The sequence below is a fragment of the Bacteroidales bacterium genome (assembly GCA_013314715.1).
Taxonomy (GTDB): Bacteria; Bacteroidota; Bacteroidia; order Bacteroidales; family GWA2-32-17; genus Ch61.
The window spans coordinates 1-20,059 of the sequence record JABUFC010000038.1 but is presented as its reverse complement, the minus strand read 5'-3'; the positions used below and the strand labels follow the sequence as shown (position 1 = coordinate 20,059).

Annotated in this window: 18 protein-coding genes; all 18 read right to left on the bottom strand. The window is 29.1% G+C overall.

The genetic code is table 11. The features are described from left to right. Window positions 1–211: 211 nt before the first annotated feature. Window positions 212–1,336 carry a glycosyltransferase gene (locus HPY79_09365; protein NSW46007.1) on the bottom strand — a complete coding sequence of 375 codons (1,125 nt, stop codon included), beginning with the start codon at window positions 1,334–1,336 and terminating at the stop codon, window positions 212–214. A gap of 2 nt (window positions 1,337–1,338) precedes the next feature. Continuing rightward, on the bottom strand, window positions 1,339–2,217 hold the full coding sequence (locus tag HPY79_09360; protein NSW46006.1) for an FkbM family methyltransferase: 879 nt from the start codon (window positions 2,215–2,217) through the stop codon (window positions 1,339–1,341). A gap of 20 nt (window positions 2,218–2,237) precedes the next feature. Then, window positions 2,238–3,308, bottom strand: coding sequence for a glycosyltransferase family 4 protein (locus HPY79_09355; GenBank protein NSW46005.1), 1,071 nt, complete (start codon window positions 3,306–3,308; stop codon window positions 2,238–2,240). Next, window positions 3,305–4,378, bottom strand: coding sequence for a glycosyltransferase family 9 protein (locus tag HPY79_09350; protein NSW46004.1), 1,074 nt, complete (start codon window positions 4,376–4,378; stop codon window positions 3,305–3,307). The genes HPY79_09355 and HPY79_09350 overlap by 4 nt, the downstream gene beginning before the upstream one ends. Window positions 4,379–4,394: 16 nt before the next feature. Further along, window positions 4,395–5,753 (bottom strand): oligosaccharide repeat unit polymerase, encoded by a 1,359-nt coding sequence (locus tag HPY79_09345; protein ID NSW46003.1) that lies wholly within the window; start codon window positions 5,751–5,753, stop codon window positions 4,395–4,397. A gap of 227 nt (window positions 5,754–5,980) precedes the next feature. Next, window positions 5,981–6,997: a glycosyltransferase gene (locus HPY79_09340; GenBank protein NSW46002.1), complete on the bottom strand. Its 1,017-nt coding sequence runs from the start codon at window positions 6,995–6,997 to the stop codon at window positions 5,981–5,983. Then, on the bottom strand, window positions 6,994–7,944 hold the full coding sequence (locus HPY79_09335; GenBank protein NSW46001.1) for a glycosyltransferase family 2 protein: 951 nt from the start codon (window positions 7,942–7,944) through the stop codon (window positions 6,994–6,996). Before HPY79_09335 ends, HPY79_09340 begins: the two co-directional genes overlap by 4 nt. After that, entirely contained in the window at window positions 7,934–9,418 is a 1,485-nt protein-coding gene (locus HPY79_09330) for a glycosyltransferase (GenBank protein NSW46000.1), read from the bottom strand. Before HPY79_09330 ends, HPY79_09335 begins: the two co-directional genes overlap by 11 nt. 258 nt (window positions 9,419–9,676) lie before the next feature. Further along, the gene (locus tag HPY79_09325) at window positions 9,677–11,173 is read right to left on the bottom strand and encodes an oligosaccharide flippase family protein (protein NSW45999.1); all 1,497 of its coding nucleotides are present in this window, start codon (window positions 11,171–11,173) and stop codon (window positions 9,677–9,679) included. Between the two features lie 15 nt (window positions 11,174–11,188). Beyond that, window positions 11,189–12,502, bottom strand: a complete 1,314-nt coding sequence (locus tag HPY79_09320) for a DegT/DnrJ/EryC1/StrS family aminotransferase (protein NSW45998.1) — start codon at window positions 12,500–12,502, stop codon at window positions 11,189–11,191. Beyond that, window positions 12,499–13,272: an N-acetyltransferase gene (locus tag HPY79_09315; GenBank protein ID NSW45997.1), complete on the bottom strand. Its 774-nt coding sequence runs from the start codon at window positions 13,270–13,272 to the stop codon at window positions 12,499–12,501. The genes HPY79_09320 and HPY79_09315 overlap by 4 nt, the downstream gene beginning before the upstream one ends. Window positions 13,273–13,345: 73 nt before the next feature. After that, window positions 13,346–14,065 carry an SDR family oxidoreductase gene (locus HPY79_09310; GenBank protein NSW45996.1) on the bottom strand — a complete coding sequence of 240 codons (720 nt, stop codon included), beginning with the start codon at window positions 14,063–14,065 and terminating at the stop codon, window positions 13,346–13,348. Between the two features lie 6 nt (window positions 14,066–14,071). Next, window positions 14,072–15,415, bottom strand: coding sequence for a long-chain fatty acid--CoA ligase (locus HPY79_09305; protein NSW45995.1), 1,344 nt, complete (start codon window positions 15,413–15,415; stop codon window positions 14,072–14,074). Next, on the bottom strand, window positions 15,381–15,614 hold the full coding sequence (locus HPY79_09300) for an acyl carrier protein (protein ID NSW45994.1): 234 nt from the start codon (window positions 15,612–15,614) through the stop codon (window positions 15,381–15,383). The genes HPY79_09305 and HPY79_09300 overlap by 35 nt, the downstream gene beginning before the upstream one ends. Next, on the bottom strand, window positions 15,611–16,480 hold the full coding sequence (locus HPY79_09295; GenBank protein ID NSW45993.1) for a WxcM-like domain-containing protein: 870 nt from the start codon (window positions 16,478–16,480) through the stop codon (window positions 15,611–15,613). Before HPY79_09295 ends, HPY79_09300 begins: the two co-directional genes overlap by 4 nt. Before the next feature lie 72 nt (window positions 16,481–16,552). Then, window positions 16,553–17,629: a GDP-mannose 4,6-dehydratase gene (gene gmd, locus HPY79_09290; protein NSW45992.1), complete on the bottom strand. Its 1,077-nt coding sequence runs from the start codon at window positions 17,627–17,629 to the stop codon at window positions 16,553–16,555. 227 nt (window positions 17,630–17,856) lie between these two features. After that, window positions 17,857–18,969 carry an NAD(P)/FAD-dependent oxidoreductase gene (locus tag HPY79_09285; protein NSW45991.1) on the bottom strand — a complete coding sequence of 371 codons (1,113 nt, stop codon included), beginning with the start codon at window positions 18,967–18,969 and terminating at the stop codon, window positions 17,857–17,859. A gap of 149 nt (window positions 18,970–19,118) precedes the next feature. Further along, window positions 19,119–20,009 carry a hypothetical protein gene (locus tag HPY79_09280; protein NSW45990.1) on the bottom strand — a complete coding sequence of 297 codons (891 nt, stop codon included), beginning with the start codon at window positions 20,007–20,009 and terminating at the stop codon, window positions 19,119–19,121. Window positions 20,010–20,059 lie beyond the last annotated feature (50 nt).

Sequence of the window (20,059 nt, the reverse complement as noted above, 5' to 3'; positions counted from 1 at the left end):
TTCAGCATGACGGTTTTTGGGGAGTAGTTTTGGGTTTTTGTGGAGATACTGAAACAAGTTCAGTATGACGGTTTTGAGGGGTAGTGTTGTGATTTGAGGAGATACTGAAACGAGTTCAGTATGACGGTTTTGAGGGGTATGTTGGGTTTTGAGGAGATGTTGAAACAAGTTCAGCATGACGGTTGGGGGGAGTAAGATGGTAATACATTATTCATAATTCATACACAAATTCCGGCTTTGTACCACCTTTAAGTATCCATTCGTACAACTGTATCATTTGAGAAGCCACTATTTCAACAGAATATTTTTCTTCAATCAATTTTCTGCCTCGTTGCCCCATTTGTTGGCGTTCTTCATCGGATAATGCTATGGCTTGTTGTATAGTTTGAGACAGGGTTTCTACATCGTTATTGACCCACCAACCGCATTGGTGTTTTTGTAAATCATCCCATGGTGTTCCGGTAGAGGCAATGACAGGAATTTCGTTTTGTAATGCTTCGCCGACAACCATACCAAAATTCTCAGAAAAGCTAGGCAATACAACAAAATCGAGTGTTTGCATAATTTTTTCTTTCTCTTCACCAGCTAAAAAACCTGTAAATAATATATTTTGTATTTGTAAATTAGCAACTAATTGCTTAAGCGATTGTACATAATTTTTTTCGCCATCACCAACCAATACGAGTTCCCAATCTTGTGTATTTTTAATTTTAGTCCATGCATGCATAAGACTTTCAATATTTTTTATTTTATGGAGTCTGCCAATAAATGCTAAGCGTTTTTTTTCTTTTTTTAAATTGGTATATGTTTTTTTTTCTTTAAGTTCAATAGGGTTAGGTATAATGGCAATGGGGTTGGTATATCCTAATTGACGAATATGTTGAGCTTCCATTTTACCGGTAGCATGAATACAAGCGGCTTTTTTTAGATCGTTATTTTGATATATCCATAAAGCTAATTTTTTTTTCCATTTTTTATAATTCAGTGCCCATGGTTCGAGCATGCCTCTGGTTGAGATAATATACGGAATATTATTTTTTTTAGCTAATTGAGCTGCGTAATGTACTGGCATTTGCCAGATACCATGACTATGAAGTAAATCAAAGTGTTCTTGGGTTAATTGTTGTTTTATAGCTAATGAAAACGAAATTCCCTGTACAAAATGTAATTCTAATTTTTTGTGTGGGCTTGTTTGTATATAAGGATTTTCAGACGCTTGTGTTAAGAGATGAATGTCAAGGCCTTGTTGAGCTAATTGAATACTTAAATCGCAAACACTTTTGGAAGGTCCGCCACCGGATTGGTCGATACTAGTAATGATATGGCAGATTTTCATTACTAAAAAGAATTGTTAAAAATATTAATTTTATCTCCACTTAATAATCTCATATTAACAAAATTAAAATCTCTAATATAAATTGTATTTTGCATTTTAAAAGGTTCTATTTTTTTTAATTGTCTAGTAAATGGATTGTATATACTTGGATAAAAACCAATAGCAAGCAATTTTTCATGGATATTTTTTTCATCGCAACCATACCGATTCCCAGAACCATTTAATTCTATAATAATAGCTTTTAAGCTTTCCTTTTTAAGCGTTTCAAATGCACCATTAATAACTTCTGTTTCGTATCCTTCGACGTCAATTTTTAATAATGTCGGATTTTGATTTTTTAATATATCATCGCATTTACATATTTTTACTTCAATAACATTAGAATCAGAACTTATAGCGGCATGATTCATTGTGTCGTGATCTTTTGTAAAATTTATTACTCCATTTGTATTTCCGACAGCTAAATTATATGTTGTAACTTTATTAAAAACATTATTTATTGCAATGTTTTGTAAAAGTATTGAAAAAGTTTCAGGTACTGGTTCAAATGATATTGTTTTAGCACCAACATGTGCTGAAGCCAAAATTGTATAACTTCCAATATTGGCACCTATATCAACAAATAAATCGTCTTGTCTTAAAAAATGTAACAAAAATGACATTTCTATAAATTCATGTAATCCGCAATATACATTTCCAGTTGCACCCGTCATTCCTTTAGCTACTATAAGGTAGGATCTCTCTGTAAAAGGATATATTATTTTATAAGGATTTAAATAAGAATTAATTTGCCATTTTAAATATCTAATAATGGATTTTCTTTTATTCCTTTTGTTTAACGGATGATTAATAATAAACATTATTGTTTTTATTAGGCTCATATACTATTCATTTATATTTATTATGAATTTAACGAAAGAAAAAATTCTTTTGCTATTGTAGTCGGTGATAAGTATTTTATTGACCATTCTATTCTATTTTTTCTATTAATATTGATTATGTCTATATTTCTTGATACATAATTTAAAGCACTTAATAATTCTTTTATTTTTGGTTGAATAATAATACCTCTTACTCCATTATTATCAATTAAATCTTTGCTGCCACATCGATTGCTTACAATGATATATAAACCTGCCATTAAAGCTTCATTAACTACTGATCCCCAACCATCATAAAAAGATGGAAGTATTAAAACGTCGAATTGTGATAAAGTTAATGGAATTTCTTCATTCTTTATAACTCCATGAAAAAAAACATTATTGCTTAAATTAAATTTTTGGGTCATTCTAATAAGTTTATTTCTTAAAGGACCATCGCCAATTAGGTGAAATTCAATTTTTTTTTCTTTACATTTTGATAATGCCTTTATTACCATTTCAATATTCTTAAGTTTAATTAAACTTCCGACAAAAACTAATTTAATTACTGAATTTTTAGGATGATTAAAATTAGTTTGCACACTATTGGTGCAATATTTAAAATTGATAATTGGCCCTTTGTAAAGTTTAGAATACCACTTACATGCAGTGGAACCCATGGCATAAAAACTATAAATATGTTTGTAATATTTATATTCAAAAAAAAATTGTTTTATAAAATGAAGAAATGGGGGTTTTTTGTAAAAAAATGGAGATTCTGTGATTATAGAACGTTTTATGTTATAGTTTAAAGATATTTTAAATGCATTAAATACAAATGGAAAAGCTCTTATGCCTGAAAAAAAATGATGACTGTTTTCCTGATATTGTAAAAATATATTTTTTATTTGATTTTTATCTGGATTTAAAATAACCTTGAATTTATCAGTTTCTTTGTAAGAAATGGTCCATCCTAATTTTTTTCTTTTTTCGCTTAGTATAATAGGAGCAATTAAAATTACCTTTGTAACATCATTTATTTTAGATATTTCAAAAATATAAGGTAATTGATGAGGGCTTATTGTATTTTGCCAAAAAATGAGATTCATCATAATAATATATCATTTAATATTGCCCATACTTCTTCTACTTCTATCTGTCGTAAACATTCCATGTTCTTTTCGATACAAACTTCTAAATTACAGCCTTCACATTCAACTCTTTTGATAATATTAACATGACCCTTACCATAAGGGATATGTCTTCCAAATACTCCTCTACTGCTAAAAATGGTAACACATTTTGTTCCGACAGTTGCTGCTAAATGCATAGTTCCAGTATCATTTCCTAAATATAGTGAACTTCTCCTTAAAATCTCTGCCGATTCTATGACTGAAGTTTTACCTACCAAATTCAATACCTTGTTTTTTTTACGTATATTGGTAATTAGTGTTTCTATTTCGTAAAACTCTTCTTTTCCACCCAGAAAAATGAGAAAAGCATTTTTCTTTTCAATCAATCTGTTAGCAATTTCGGCATATCTATCACTAAACCATTTTTTTGCTGGCATTTTAGTGCCTGCACATATAGAAATAAGGTAGGATGATTTATTTAATTCTGATTGAACATTTTCAAAAATTTGGTTGACTTTATGTACGATATGGTTGTTTATAGGAAGCAAACAACCTTCAGGTCTGTCGAATTTAACATTGTGATATCGTTCAACAATTCTGATAAATTTTTCTGAATCCCTTAATGCTTTGACAAGATAACCATTTGATTTTCTCCTAAACAAGTTTGTATGGCTTTCTTTAAGCCCAACTATTTTTTCTACTCCACAGATATATCTAAAGAAAATTTTATCACGCAACTTCCCCCATTTTGTTTTTACAGCAAGCAAATATAAAATAGAATCTGGGTTTTTTCTAAGCTCAATAAAAATTTTAATCATGTCACAAAAATTTTTTGAATAGGGGATAACCTTTTCAAAAAAATCGAAGTTTTTAAAAACTTCCCAACTAAACACATAATGTGATTTAGCTGGCTTATCCGTTATTAATATAAAATTTGATTCAGGATGTAATTTTCTAATTATATAAATCACAGGTACCATTGTCAGAGCATCACCTAATTGCCCCGGTCTAAAGATATAAACTTTCATTTTTTTAATAATTATTTTCATCTTAAAATAGATATATTTATAACTTTGTAAGAAGATATTTTCTTAAAATATCATATAACATTATTAATATATAAATTACTAGTATATTTCGTAATAAAGAGAAAAATAATATGTAATTTGCTTCTACCCTAAATGAAGTTACCAGTATTATTGCAAAGATAGAAGTGGCTAGTATTGTAAATTTATCTGATAATAACATTATAATTTTAAAACAAATGTAAATTATAAGCGATACGATCAAACCAGCCAATAAACAACCCGGTAATAAAAAATCAACATAACCATATAGTGGAATATTGTCAGAAATATCCGTTAAAGGTATGCCGTAATAATTACCTATTATTACCTCATTGCTATGTGCTCCAAAATACACAAATTTATCAGGTAAAAAAAAGCGAGGTATTAAGTATAATATGCTTGAAAAAAAAAGTTCACCCATCATAGGGTCAATAGATGCTTCATCCATTATTAAATTGTTTTTCTCCATAAAGTTAGCACGAGATTCTAAGTTTTCCTTATTTTTCATTTTAAATTCGCTATAGTCTTTTTTCCATAATCTTATCAATGTTTCTCTATATAATTCAATCCCAGCTAAATTTTCATTCTCATTATTTAGCTCAACTTGTGTATTTCTATAACCAATTATTAATGGAAAAAGAAATAAGTATATAAAAAAAATAATTGGTAAATATTTCAAAAACATCTTAATATTAACTTTTTGGTTTAACCAGAAATAAATAAGAATTGATAATACAAAAAGCCATAAAAACCAAGACCTTGATGTTGCAACAAGAATAATCATAGAAATAATAATTGGAAGATGATATATCCATTTTATGTAGCTTTTATTAATAACTATGAGTGCTATTTCAATATAGGCAATGCCATTGAGAATTATTTCTATTAATTGTTTACTAACAACAATATAATAGGGTAATGCTAAAACGCGATCAATATTGCCAGAACCATATGCAGATAAATTAAAAGTAATTTTTATATTCCAACTGATAATATATGTTATAGTAAAAAAAATAAACTTTTTTTTGACAGGGATGCTTAAATATTTTTTTAACAATTTATTAATTTCTGTAGAATAGCGAAGCTTTTTCGGTAGAAATATATTAAAAGAAAAAATACCTATTGTGGTTAATAATATGCTTAAATAATATCTTGTTATTTCCCAAAAAGTAAATGGATTAACAATACGTCCATTTATAATACTTATTAAACTAAGAAGTGCAAAAATGGTTAAGTGACTTAATCCTAAAATATTTATTATATTTAACTTGTTATTTTTTATATAGATGTTTAGCATAAACATGCCTATTATTAAAAAAAGAAAATTATATAATATTTCTAAAATAATATTATTCATTTAAAACATTTTAAAATTTTATGAAAGTTACAAATTTATATACATACTTTTTAAATTTATGTTTTCTTGTAAACTATACTTATATACTACTTAAAAAAGTAACAATAGACATTACATATTATATGATTTATAAATAATTATTTGAAAAATTATAAATTTGTTTTCTCTTTTTTTAATAATTTAATTGCATGAGTACTTGTAATAAGTATAATAAATACTTTGTTTTATTACGATTGGCATAATATTAGAATTTGTTTTATAATATTTTCATAATCAAATCCTTTTTCTCTAATAATATTATAACCCTTTTCAGCAATAATTTTTCGTTCTTCATTATTTTGTAAAAAATAATTTACTTTATTTAACAAATCTTCTTTTGTGTCAAACAAAACTGCAGCTTTATCTATAGAAAACAATTCTTTATGAAATGGTGAGTATTGAGCAAGCATAAATGTCCCGCATGCAGGTATTTCAAATGTACGGTGATCTTGTTCATCTCGATTCGCCCTCCTTAAAAAATGAAGTGCAATATCCATAGCATTAATCACCTTAACATATTCTAATCCAACATATTTACCTTCAATATAGTTGTTTTTAATTATTTTCCAATGTTTATTATTCTTCCATCCACCGCCATATACTTTTATAGGAATTTTATTTTCAATTAAAAAAGATATATATTCTGCTCTTTCTTCTTCGTATGAGCCTATAAAACCCACAGGTGTATAAAATTTTTTATAATCATCTTCTGATAATTTTATTTTCTTGTGTAATTCAGGATCAAAACCTCTATTAAAAGTATAAATTATTTTTGCCCCAAGTTTTTTATATTCATTTATATTACATTTTCTTGCTACAAAGCAAATATCATATTGTTGAATAGTTTTTAATAATAATGACCATCCTTTTTGGTATGACCCAAAAGGATCATCAGGATTATAATGAACAAGTTTAGTATTTAAAAATTCTTTTAATAAAGCTAATGTTTTAGGATATACAAAATTCCCCTTTTCAATAAAAATAATGTCAGGCTTATGTTTTACAGAAATTTTTAAAATTTCAGTATTAAGATTATTAAAAACATGATCGAAGCCAAAATTATAGTATAAATACAATTTATATTTGTTTGGAAAATTATCTACTACATTTAAAGTAAAAACCTCTGCTCCATTTTTTTTAAAGGCTTTTAGCCTTGCAATGGCTGTTGATCCATTATCAAAATTAGATATATGAAGTATTTTCATTTTTCTTTTATTGAATATTTATGATTTGAAAAATATTTAAAATGAATTGCTTTTATTATATAAAGCATGTTAATTAATATGTAAAAATAATTTAATTTTTTTAATATTTGTTTAATTCTGCTTTTACAATAAACCTTTTCTCTTACAGTCAATATATTTTTGTTTTTATTATATTCATTTATTAATGCAAATATATTAATAAAAAAATAAAAATGAATAATATATTTTGTCTTATTATCAAATAAGTTATTTAAAATTAAAAAAGTTTTTACTTTCCTTGTAATAAAGGTTAGTGTACCCTGTTTAAATGTATCTTGATTTGAATGTATTCCTCTTATAATCTGACCAGTTTTAACAAAGAACACTTTCCCTTTTGAAGCTGCAATTATATTAGTTATTAAATCGCATGAAAGTGAATTCCTCCAAAAATAATTGGTAATGGGTATAGCATTTTTTTTAATTAATGTGTTTGATGGTGTACTAAGTTCATTTCCATATTTTATTATTCTTTTTAAATATTTATGTTGTTCGAAAAATATATTTTTTTCTACATTAATGTTTATAAATGTTTTATTGGTTTCTAAGTTTTTATATAATGAAGGTGAACTGATTATTGTAACATTTTCATCATTAACTTCACAAAACTTTTTAAGACCATTTTCCGATAAGTAATCGTCTGCTTGTAAGAATTTAATCCATTTACCTTTAGCTTTTTTTAATAAAAATTGATGATTTTTCCACAATCCTAAACGGCGATTTTGTATAAACAACTTAATTCTTTTATCATTAAAAGTTTTTATAATTTTGACTGTATTATCGCTGCTTAAATCATCGCTTATTAATATTTCTAGTGCCTTAGTATTTATAGCAGAGGTTAAACAGCTATAAATAGTATTTTCGTTGTTATACGTTGGAATTAAAATTGATATTTCATTTTCATTTATCATAGTACATTTTACAAATAATTTTATTGAATATATATTTTAATAGTTTAATATCGATTTTATATAAAATAATAAATATTGAAAGTAGCTTAATATTTATAGATATTTTTTTAAAATATATGGGTATCAATAACATTCTATTTCCCGAACGGATTGCATTATGAATATATTTTATATCTTCTTCAATACTGACATTATGTCTTATTTTAACAGAATGTTTAACCGGTAAAGAGTCTAATAAACACAAGTATTTATACTTCCATCCTAATTCTAAATGTTCTTTTTCTAATTTTTCATATAAGTCATTTTTTTCTTTGTATTGTAATAAATATTTAATTCTATTTAAATATTCTAATTCATTACTAACAAGTATATCATTAAGGATATCAACATGTCCTAAAGGGGTATTCATGCAAACAACTGGTAAGCCATATAAAATTGCTTCAAGGGTTGAAGTAATAGAAGGTGTTGGAAAACTATCTAAATAAATATCTGCTGCTGAATAATATAAATATAAATTTGAATAATTAATGGAGCCTAAAGTTTTTATTTTATTATTAGTCTTTTTTGAAATGTTTTTCCAATAGTTTTCTGAGGGATCTGGACCTATAAAAATAACCATAACATTTTTATATTCCTTAACTATATTTATAAGAATATCCACCATGGGGTATTTCTTATTATATTTATATTTATAAGCAGAAGCTATTGATAATAAAATTTTAACATTGACATCAAAATTTAATTTTTTTCTGGCTTCAATTTTAGTTATCTTTGGTTTTTTTATAGATATAGGTATTGGCATAATTCTGGTTTCATATATGTTTCTATATTTTTGTGTTATTCTTTCGCCAAAATTTCTAAATTCTATTACAATATCGGCAATTGATGCGCCAAGCCAGAACAAATGATCTGCGTGATTATAATATAATATTGGACTTTTAAATTTTTCTGTACCAAATGCTAATATGGGTACTATATCTACCATGTGTGTATATAAAACAACAAATGAATATTCTGAGGCGATTTGTCTTAATTTAAGAGATTTATCAAGAATATCTGTATAATAAGATAAGTCAATAAATTTTATGCCCTTGGTTTTGTATTCATCTATCCATTTCGGTAATGAATTTGATTTATGCAACATTATTATGGTATGATTAGAAAAATTATCACTATTGTTTATATCCAACCAATTTTTTATAAGTAATGAATGACCACCGGTGCTATTGATATTTGAGTAAACATGAATAAAAGAATTAGTTTTAGGATTATTAAGAATTATTGAGTTTATTTTTGCTATATTGCATAATTCTTTTTCTATTTCATAATTGCTAAAACGATAATCTTTTGAAAAAAACTGAAACCTGGCTGCAAAATCCAAATAATATAATTTTTTATCAATATTTTGAGTTTTGGTAGATTTTTTAATTAAGTATTTTAATATTAGTTTATCAATTTTTTTTATAAATCTCATAATATTATTTTTTGTAAAGTAATTAATATTAAAACTTTTTTAGTCATTGCGATTTTTTTAGTAATTGAGAAAAAAGCATTCTGTAAATTATTGAAAAGGATGTTTATTTTAATCACAATATCAGTAATTGTTGTGTTTTATAGTTTTGCAATGGTATTATATTTTAGTTCTTTATAAACCTTTAATGAAATGTAGTAATTAATCAATATTTAATTGACATCATATTTAAATAGTTGTAATTTTAAATTAAATAATTATTCATATTCGCATTTTATTGATTAATTTTGATCTAAGGACTTTCCAAATAGCATTTATTCCGATTCTTTTATCTAACTCTTTAAATGAAAACCATGCAGAAATGACAATAAAAAAACTTCCTGCTATATAAGAATAAGGCATTGCCATTAGTTTCATTATAAGAAAACATATAAACGCTAAAAATAGCTGGATAACAAAAATACGAATAAAATCTTTATTAAAAGAAAAACTGTATTTTACATTTGCCAAAACAAAAACCTGTATTAGATATACAAAATAGACAAGCATAAACGAAATGCCAAGCCCTTCTAATCCGCCTAATCTATATCCTATAATATTAAAAAGCAGCATATAAACATTGGCAAGCAATTCGTTCCAAAAAAAAAGTTTACTTGCACTTTTGGCTAATAAAATAAAAGCAATGGACCAACTGGCAGCCTTAAAAAGCATGCCTAAAGCTGCCCAGTGTATCATTGCATTTACAGCGATAAAATGGGTTGAATATAAGAGAATAATAAGCCATTTGATGAAAACCAAAAAAATCATAATAATGGGTGCAATAATGAGTATTGCTATTTCGGCTTGTTCGTTCATGGCTTTTTTGCTAAGCTCATTACTGTGAGCCACTGCCGATAATCGTGGGTAATAATCGGTTGCCATTGCATTAAATATTAAACCAACATAAGTTATAATAATAGCAAAACCGGCAGTATATAATCCTACTTGTTCCACCCCCCCCGTTCTACTAATAAATATACGCACTAAATACCCTACCCCTATGGTTATCAAACTGCTTAAGCTGATCATAAAACCCATGAAGAGCATATTTTTACCTTCGGCAATGGTTCTAACTTTTGAAACCTTTGCCGGTTCAAATTTTATTTTATGTGAAAAATACCACGAAAAAAATAAGGCAATGCATGAAGAAATGATTATAGCAGGAACAATAGCTTTAATGTTCCACAAATAATACATAGGTATAGAAATTAAAAGTCCTGCAATGCTTCCCGAGAGACTTGCTTTGGCAAGATATTGTAATTTTCTTAATCCTTGGAGTACCACCATTTGTCCTGAACTAAGCTGATTGAGTAACAAAGTAACCGATAAGTATATAAAAGCCGTTGTATAATCTTTATTACCAAATGTAATTTGGCTAAGCCATGACGAAAGCACTATAGTAATAATGCTTCCTAACAAGCCTGTAATCCACACCCAACGCTGGAGTACGGTTATAATAATAAAAACCCGAATTTGATTTCCGGTGCCATTGGCGTCGGCAACATTTTTAACAGCACTTGTACCCAGTCCGAAGTTCGTTAATCCGCTGATTAATCCTGTAGTTGAGGTCAACAATCCAGCTATTCCCATACCGGTGGGACCAAGCAGTACGGCAATAAACTTAGAGCGGATAATGGCAATAATAATATTAATTATTTGTACTCCACCGAAAAGTGTTGTTGCTTTTAAAATTTGTTTATATGAATTATCTTCCTGCATTAAAGAGGAGAATTATTACTTAAATAGATTTATGATTTTTACAACGTTTTCTACTTCTTCATCTTTTAATACCGGACTCATCGGCAAGCTCAGTACTTCGTTATGGATTTTTTCAGTTATAGGAAAAGATAAGTAGTTCCATTCTTTGTACGCCTTTTGTTTGTGTGGAGGAATAGGGTAATGAATAAGTGTTTGAATGCCATGTTGGCTTAAATATTGTTGTAATTTATTGCGTTGGGGGTGGCGGATGACAAATAAGTGAAAAACATGGTTTTTTAATGTGGTTATTTGATGATGAATGGTGGTATTGATGGGTAAAATAATATCTTGATGTTTGATGTTTTCGCAATAGTATTGTGCAATTTCTCGGCGGCGTTGATTCTCGGTATCGATGTATTTGAGCTTCACAATGAGGAAAGCTGCCTGCAATTCGTCCATGCGGCTATTTAAACCTTGAAAATCGTTGACATATTTTTTTGAGGATCCATAATTGGCTAATGCCCTTACTACCGATGCTAATTCGTCATCGTTGGTAGTTACAGCACCGCTATCGCCTAGAGCTCCGAGGTTTTTGCCTGGGTAAAATGAAAAGCCAGCCGCATCGCCTAATGATCCAGTGCGGGGATAATGGGTTGATGGAATGATATTCGATTCTGAGTTGGGCGATGTATGAGAAGGTTCAGCAGGGAGTGGTGTGTGTTGAGGAGATTCTGAAACAAGTTCAGAATGATGAGGTAAGTCAGAATGACGAAGTAAATCAGAATGATGAGATAATTCAGAATGACAAGGTGTTTTGACAGGTTCATTATGATAAGAGGGAATGTAATAGGCACCGATGGCTTGAGCGTTATCTTCGATGATTTTGAGGTTGTGTTTTTTTGCAATGGTTTCGAGATCTTGGCTCCAACATGTTTGCCCGTATAAATGAACCACCATTATAGCTTTGGTGCGTTCTGTAATGTGTTTTTCAATCAGAGATAAATCTAAGTTATAGGTTTGTATATCTGGTTCTACTAAAACAGGTTTAAGCCGGTTGTCGGTAATGGCTAAAATTGTGGCAATATAAGTATTGGCAGGCACAATTACCTCATCACCTTCTGATATAATGCCCATTTCGATATAAGCACGCAAAATAAGTCTTAGAGCATCGAGTCCATTGGCACAGGCTATGGCATGTTTAACACCAATAAAGTTGGCTAACTCATTTTCAAACGTTTTTACTCTTTCGCCAAGCAAATACCAACCCGAATCGATAACTTCAGCAGCGACTTTTTTTAGTTCATCAGCATACTGAGCGTTGATTTGTTGAAGGTTTAGAAAATGAATCATAAATTTTGATTTTTAATCCATTCATCATATCCGATACCCTGCCATGGCATTCCTCTGTCGAAATTGTAAGGCCAGGGATAGTGTTTTTTCCCTTTATTATTAAAAAAAGGCATTTTACTTAATTTTCCAATTAATTTTGCAGGATTACCAGAAATAAACGAATCGTCTTCAAACTTCCCATTAACAACAGAGTTTGCAGAAACTAAGCAAAATTTTCCTATATGTGTGCCAGGTAATAATATACTAGCAGTTGTTATTTGTGAAAAGTTGTCAATTAAAACTCCAATAAGTTTATCAGAGGGAGGTGTTGGGTCATTAGTTAAAACTACAAAAGGGTATATAAAAACAAAATTACCAATATTAGAATATTGTCCAATGTTAACATAACTATGGAAACGTGTATAATTTCCAATTTTACAATATCCCTGAATATCAACATAAGATCCAAACATGCAATGATTCCCAGCTATTGTTTTTTCTCTAATTGTTACTCTATGTCCTGTTTGTAAAAAATCGCCTAATATTGATCCGGAATAAATAATAGTATGACTTCTAATAAGTGAGTTTTTTCCGATAACTAATTGTTCGTTTTTATAATTTTCATCTATATAATAGCTGGCAGTTGGTTCACCTAAAACACAATTATTTGAAATGATAGTATTATCTCCTATGATAACATTATCATAAATAATAGTATTATCTCCTATTTTAACATTTTTTCCAATAGAAACATTTTTTCCTATTTTAATGTTTTGATTGTTAAATTTCATTATTTTTTATTTTTAAATTAAGTTCAACACTTGTCTCGTCAGTTTGACGAGAAGGATATTTCATTTTTATTATTTAAATTGTTCCGTTATCGACATAAATATTTTGCCCAGTAATTGATTTGGCTTTATCGCTTAAAAGAAAAAGTACAGTATATGCAACAGATTCAATGTCGACCGGACTTTTTAGCGAAGTACGCTGATAAATTCTATTTTTTTGTTCTTTTGTCAATGAGGCACTCATTTCTGTTTCCATGAATCCTGAAACAATACAATTACTTCTTATTTTTTTCTCTCCCCATTCTCTTGCTGTATTTTTTGAAAATGCTTCTAATGCCCCTTTTGTAGAAGCATACATCGCTAAACCTTTATATCCTGTATGTACACTAATAGAAGAAATATGAACAATAGAACCATTAATTTGATGTAAAAGAAAATTTCTTATAGAATATTTTGTTAACATTATAGGAGTTAAAACATTAACTAAGTACATTTTTTCTAGATACTCAAGATTAGTATTCGTAATAATATCATCGTATGCTATAGCTGCATTATTAACAAATCCGTGTAAATGGTTTTCAAGTCCAATCTCATTTTTAAAAATTAAATGCACATCTTTAGGATTTGAAAGATCATAACAAATCCATTTAAAATTATTTTTGTATTCATTACTAAATTTTTCAATCATGTTTGTTTTAGTTTTGCTAATGCCATATACAAAATGATTTTCTTTAAGAAGTAATTCTGTAATTTTAAGACCTAATCCTTTTGATACACCTGTTACTAAAACGTTCATATAATTTTATTTTCTTGTTAATTTTCCAGTATAAGTAGTCTCTATATTTTCAACAAATCTTATTAATCTAGGAATTTTATATTCTTGAAGTTTGTCTCTAAGAAAATTTCTTACTTCTTTTTCATTTAATAAACAATTTTCTTTAACTACTATATCTGAACAGATTATATTACCTAACACAGAGTTTTTTTTATTATACACTTTACAAATTTTTACAGTTTTTATTTGGTTAATAGCTTCTTCAATTTCTTGTAAATTAACTTTATATCCACCGACTTTTATTATATCATTTATTCTACCAACAATTTTAAACCTCTTTTTTTCAGAATTTTCCCATTCAATTACATCACCAGTTGAATACCATTCATTATCACTATTATTCTCAATAAAACCTATATATGTTTTATGAATAAATATTTGATTATTAACTATTTTGACATAATCTTTAACATGCTCAGGTATATAAAACCATTCATCATCAGAAGCAAACAATGAACCTGCTTCTGTAGAAGCATAGACATTAATAAATTTGGCATTTTTGAAAATATTTTTTAAAGAATCTTTTAATTCATTATCTATTTTTTCTCCTCCTGAAGTTATACTTTTTACATTTTCAAAATACAAGTTCTTGTCAACTAATAATCTATAAAATGTGGGAGTAGCTGAAATTCTGTTGATGTTATATTTTAAAATTAATTCTTTAATTTGACTAATTTCTAAACCAAATAATCTTACAATTAAATTACCATTAAAAAAAGCTTGTAAAAATACCTGTAATCCTGCTATATGAGCAGGATGATATGCTAAACCCCAAATGTCATGTGTATATTTTTTGCCAGTCTTAACAAATCTATTTAAAGAATCAAAATAATGTGTTACTATTTTAGGTAATCCAGTAGAACCTGATGTAAGTAATGTAATACTACCTTTACTTTTGTAATTTGAAATGTAATGCAAAAATTCATCTTTTGAAGAAAAATTAAAACTTAATTTTGTTTTTGTAGAAGATATTTTAATTTTATCTATAATGCTTTTATTTTCAAATTCTTTTAATTCAGAGTTTATTAGTATAACATTATTATTGAATAAATAACTTTTTATAACTTGTAAAAAAATATCATAAAAACTGTTATAATGTATATAATTTTGGACTGAATTGGTAGAATTAATATCATTTAATAATTTTTGCCAAGTTATGTATATATTATTTTTTATGTCAATAAAAAAGAGAATATCGTTTTCCATTTTCAATTTTTTTATTTTTAAATTAAGACCAGATCTTATCTCATCATCTGACAAGATTGCGATTTCATAATTATTTTTTTTCAATTTTTCTAATAATTTCTTCAACTGTGTCAATTATACCATCAGCAAAAACGTCAACACCAAAAATATATTCAATTTTTACTGTTAATTCTGCTAAATCTAGAGAATCAAATCCTAAATCATTTCTTAAATGTGTATTATTGTTAATTTCACAACTTAATTTTTTACCTCTGTTTTCTAAAATACTCTCAATAATTTTTTTTACTTCTAATAAGTGATTCATAACTTATATTTTTTAAATTGTTCGTATTCTCTTAAATAATCATTTTCGTCATATATTTCGGATGCCAAGACCAAACAGATAGAACCAGAAGAAAAATTAACCAATTCACGCCAGATGCCGGGAACTATATAAAGGCAATGGTATGGTCTGTTTAAAGTAACGGTACGTTTTACTTTACCATCATCTAATATTACATCGAAACTTCCACTTGCAGCTACTACTAATTGATAAAGATTTTTGTGTGCATGACCGCCACGAGCTTCACCTCCTGGAATATCGTATAAATAATACACTCGATTCACATTAAACGGGAGTGTTTTATGGTTTTCTACTACTGTAATATTTCCTTTTTCGCGATGATGGATGTTTAATTCTATATGTGAACAATCGAAAACAGAACTTAATTTTGAGTTTATGTCTAAAATATTTTTGGATATTAAAGAATTAGTTGATTTAATTTCATTTAAATTTTTGTTAAACAATAAAAATTCATCATAATTCCGTATATAATCATTTTCATTAAAATTTGTAGAAGCAAGTACCAAAGCCAATGCATTAGTAGAAAAATTTTCCATATGTCGCCAAGTTCCTTCGGGAACAAAAAGTCCATAATAAGAGCGGTTTAACGAAAATGTTTTTTTTTCTTTACCATCATCTACAATCACATCAAAACTACCAGAAAGAGCAATAATAAACTCTTTAGCTGTTTTATAGGCATGTCCGCCACGGATTTCGCCTCCCGGAACGTCGTAAATCCAGAATACACGTTCTATTTTAAAGGGAACATGTTTTTGTGTTTCGACAAATGTTAAATTTCCTCTTTGGTCGATAATTTTGGGAAGTTGTATAATGTAAGCTTTGCACATACTAATTTAAATATATGACTGCTTTATCTTTTAAAAGGTTTCTTTTATTTCATCGAATCATATCATTTTAACTTAATATCCTCTTTTTAAAACCTTTTCATAATCGGCAATGGTCATCATTTTTATCAGTTCATCGAATGTTGTTTGATGTTGCCATCCTAATAATCGGCGTGCTTTTTCAGGATTACCAATGAGCAAATCGACTTCAGTTGGGCGATAATAGGATGGGCTAACTTCTACAACTGTTTTACCTTTTCTTATTCCTTTTAGTTCAAAACCTTTATCTTGAAGATCGCTGATAATACCTTTTTCATGTTCTTCTTTCCCTTGCCATTCGATCATAATACCAATTTCGGCAAATGTTTTTTCGGCAAATTCGCGTACGGTATGTGTTTCGCCGGTAGCTAGCACAAAATCGTCGGGTTGGTGATGTTGTAAAATGAGCCACATGCCTTCGCAATATTCTTTAGCATATCCCCAGTCGCGTTTAGCGTTGAGATTCCCTAGTACCAGCTTGTCTTGCAATCCTAATGCTATACGAGCGGCTGCGCGTGTTATTTTCCTTGTAACAAAAGTTTCGCCGCGGCGTGGGCTTTCGTGATTGAAAAGAATGCCATTGCAAGCAAAGAGATTATATGCTTCGCGATAGTTGACAATTATCCAGTAAGCGTATAGTTTTGCCACTCCATAAGGTGAACGAGGATAGAATGGTGTTTTTTCGCTTTGAGGTACTTCTTGCACTTTACCAAAAAGTTCGCTGGTAGAAGCTTGATAGAATTTAGTGTTTATGCCCGTTTCGCGAATAGCATCGAGAAAGCGGAGAGTTCCTAAAGCATCGACTTGAGCGGTATAATCGGGCAAGTCGAACGAGACTTTTACATGGCTTTGAGCAGCTAAATTGTATATTTCGTCAGGTTGTACTTTTTCTAAAATGCGATGCAAGCTCGAAGTATCAACTAAATCGCCATAATGTAAGAATAGTCGATTATTTAAAATTTCGGGATTATTATATAAATGGTCTATTCGTCCGGTATTAAATGAACTGCTACGTCGTATAATGCCGTGTACTTCGTAGCCTTTTTCAAGAAGAATTTCGGCAAGGTAACTGCCGTCTTGTCCTGTAATACCTGTTATAATTGCTTTTTTCATTTCTGATTTCAGTTAAATGTTATTAATTATTTGGATTTAGAAAAATTTAATTAGGTCTTGTGAGAATTTTCTTTTTTTTCGTCATTGCGAACGAAGTTTTACATGTGCGTATGTGTGAAGCAATCTGCGCTAAGCTTTTTTCAATGCTCTTAAAACATGTTGTATGTGTTTTGATGAGATTGCTTCTTTTTCAAAATAGTTGAAAATCGCAATGACGAGCGTGGGTGTTATTGGATAAGCTTTTTAACTTTTTTGGCTATTGCCAAACAGCTTGTCAATCCTGGTGATTCGATACCGATAAGGTTGATAAAGTTTTTAAATCCTTTGTTAGTTTCGTTGCAAATGATGAAATCTCTAAAGGTATCGCCAGGTTTTTGCAATTTAGGGCGTACGCCTGCCTGATCGGGTTGTAAATCGTGTAATTCAATAAAAGGTAAAAATTTAATGGCCGCATTGTAAAAGCTTTCGAGGTGGTCTTTATTTACACTATAATCGAGAATCTTGGTGTTGAGATATAGGGCGTTGGGTCCTAATTTCAGCCGGCTGTTGATATCGAGTGTAGCGTGTATGCCAAGCCCGGTATTGTTTGGGTTTGGGGTGGGGTATATCAGGTGGTTTAAGAGCTTATGTTTACCGTTTGTGACGGAAAAATATTCGCCCTTCCAATAGTGAATTGTATAAGAAAGATCGTGAATGCCAACCATGGCAGCTATTTTATCGGCATATAGTCCACCGGCATTGATTACTATCGAAGCGGTAAAACTAAACTGCTCGTCGTTTTCGTTAACGGTAAGTTCGTATCCGTTGGTGATTTTACGAATAGCCGTAATTTCTTTTTTGTAAAGCACCTGAACCCCTTGGTTGATGGCATCGTTTTCGAGTTGCTTCATTAAGCTAAACGAATCGACAATGCCCGTCGATGGGAAGTAAAGTGCCGTCGTAGCGTTTATATGGGGCTCGAGTTGCTTTATTTCGTCTAATGATAGTAGTTGAGCATCTGTAACATTATTGTTTTGTGCTTGCTGGAGTATGGAGTACAAAATGGTGTCTTCAGAAGCATTGGTCGATACTACCAATTTACCGATTTTTTTGTGTGCGATTTGCTTTTGTAGGCAATAGTCGTATAAGAGTTTTTTCCCTTCCACACAGATTGTCGCTTTTAATGAGCCTTTGGGATAATATATGCCCGAGTGAATGACTTCGCTGTTTCGACTCGAGGTCTCTTGACCAAAGGTTGTGTTTTTTTCAATCAGATAAACATCGTCGAACCACTTCGAAAGTTCTTGTGCAATGGCAAGTCCCACAACTCCAGCACCAATTATGACAATGTTGGTATCCAATTTATTAATGAGCAGTTTGGTTAATTATTTTTTTATCATTTAGTTTTATCAATTACAAGTGTTCCAGATAAATCATTATCAACAGGTAATGACAGGCGGGGGTATGAATATTCATCATCCAATCATCAAGGAAATTTGTATGATTTTTCTTAGCTTTTTTTTCTTCTGATTAATAACCATTGTTTAAAAAATGGATCATCAATTTCATAGCCTTTTGTGTTTTTAATGATAAAACCATTGACTAAAAGTCGTTTAATGGAGCTCATTAAAGTACTTGTTGGGATATTAAGGTGTTGATGTGAAAATGGCGTATCTGAATTTTGCAATAAATGAATTAATGTTTTTCTATCTGTGAGGTTGAGAGTGTTCCAAAGTCGCTCAAAATCGTAATCATGCGACATAATTGTTTCATTAATAGCTAGACTTACCACCTCTTGGTCGTTTTTTTTCATATACAACAAGTTCCATACGTTATATGCGAGTTGCTGTGTATAGTAGGGGTGCCCTTGTGTAAATAAAATAATTTGTTTTGAAATAAACTCAGCATTGCGAGTAACTGTGGCAAAACCATTATTTAAGAAATCAATAAAGAACTCATCTTTAATTTTTTGTAGCTGAAGTATTTGACCAAAATGATAAAATGGAGATTTTTTGTTCTCAAAAATATATTTCATGAGTGATTCCTGACTTCCAAGAAAAACATAATTAATATTTTTATGATGTTGGATTATTGCACGTAATTTTTTGTCGAATCCTTTTTCAAATTGGTTTATTTCCTGAAATTCATCTAAAATTACAATAGTTCTTTTATCTTTATTAGATATTTTCTCGAGTAAATTTAAGACATCTTCGACTACAGGTAATGAATCTCCGGTAAATTTAAATGAAACATCAAGTTCATTATTGGTAGGGTTTAAGGTAATTTGAGGTAAAATCCGAAAATTTTTAATATATGCTTTAATTTTTTCGGCAGGAAAAAGCGTATATATTTTTTTCAGATATTGTGATACAAACTCTTCAACAGAGTTGGTTAATTGCAAATCAAGGTATATGTAATTTTTTTGAAGATTTTTAACAGACTTTAGGATGA

What these genes read in the sequence shown, in the direction of transcription:
- HPY79_09365 (NSW46007.1), bottom strand. Translation starts at nt 1,336, where the DNA reads ATGAAAATCTGCCATATCATTACTAGTATCGACCAATCCGGTGGCGGA.
- HPY79_09315 (NSW45997.1), bottom strand. Translation starts at nt 13,272, where the DNA reads ATGAAATTTAACAATCAAAACATTAAAATAGGAAAAAATGTTTCTATT.
- HPY79_09340 (NSW46002.1), bottom strand. Translation starts at nt 6,997, where the DNA reads ATGAAAATACTTCATATATCTAATTTTGATAATGGATCAACAGCCATT.
- HPY79_09335 (NSW46001.1), bottom strand. Translation starts at nt 7,944, where the DNA reads ATGATAAATGAAAATGAAATATCAATTTTAATTCCAACGTATAACAAC.
- HPY79_09310 (NSW45996.1), bottom strand. Translation starts at nt 14,065, where the DNA reads ATGAACGTTTTAGTAACAGGTGTATCAAAAGGATTAGGTCTTAAAATT.
- HPY79_09345 (NSW46003.1), bottom strand. Translation starts at nt 5,753, where the DNA reads ATGAATAATATTATTTTAGAAATATTATATAATTTTCTTTTTTTAATA.
- HPY79_09355 (NSW46005.1), bottom strand. Translation starts at nt 3,308, where the DNA reads ATGATGAATCTCATTTTTTGGCAAAATACAATAAGCCCTCATCAATTA.
- gmd (NSW45992.1), bottom strand. Translation starts at nt 17,629, where the DNA reads ATGAAAAAAGCAATTATAACAGGTATTACAGGACAAGACGGCAGTTAC.
- HPY79_09320 (NSW45998.1), bottom strand. Translation starts at nt 12,502, where the DNA reads ATGATTCATTTTCTAAACCTTCAACAAATCAACGCTCAGTATGCTGAT.
- HPY79_09350 (NSW46004.1), bottom strand. Translation starts at nt 4,378, where the DNA reads ATGAAAATAATTATTAAAAAAATGAAAGTTTATATCTTTAGACCGGGG.
- HPY79_09295 (NSW45993.1), bottom strand. Translation starts at nt 16,480, where the DNA reads ATGTGCAAAGCTTACATTATACAACTTCCCAAAATTATCGACCAAAGA.
- HPY79_09300 (NSW45994.1), bottom strand. Translation starts at nt 15,614, where the DNA reads ATGAATCACTTATTAGAAGTAAAAAAAATTATTGAGAGTATTTTAGAA.
- HPY79_09330 (NSW46000.1), bottom strand. Translation starts at nt 9,418, where the DNA reads ATGAGATTTATAAAAAAAATTGATAAACTAATATTAAAATACTTAATT.
- HPY79_09325 (NSW45999.1), bottom strand. Translation starts at nt 11,173, where the DNA reads ATGCAGGAAGATAATTCATATAAACAAATTTTAAAAGCAACAACACTT.
- HPY79_09360 (NSW46006.1), bottom strand. Translation starts at nt 2,217, where the DNA reads ATGAGCCTAATAAAAACAATAATGTTTATTATTAATCATCCGTTAAAC.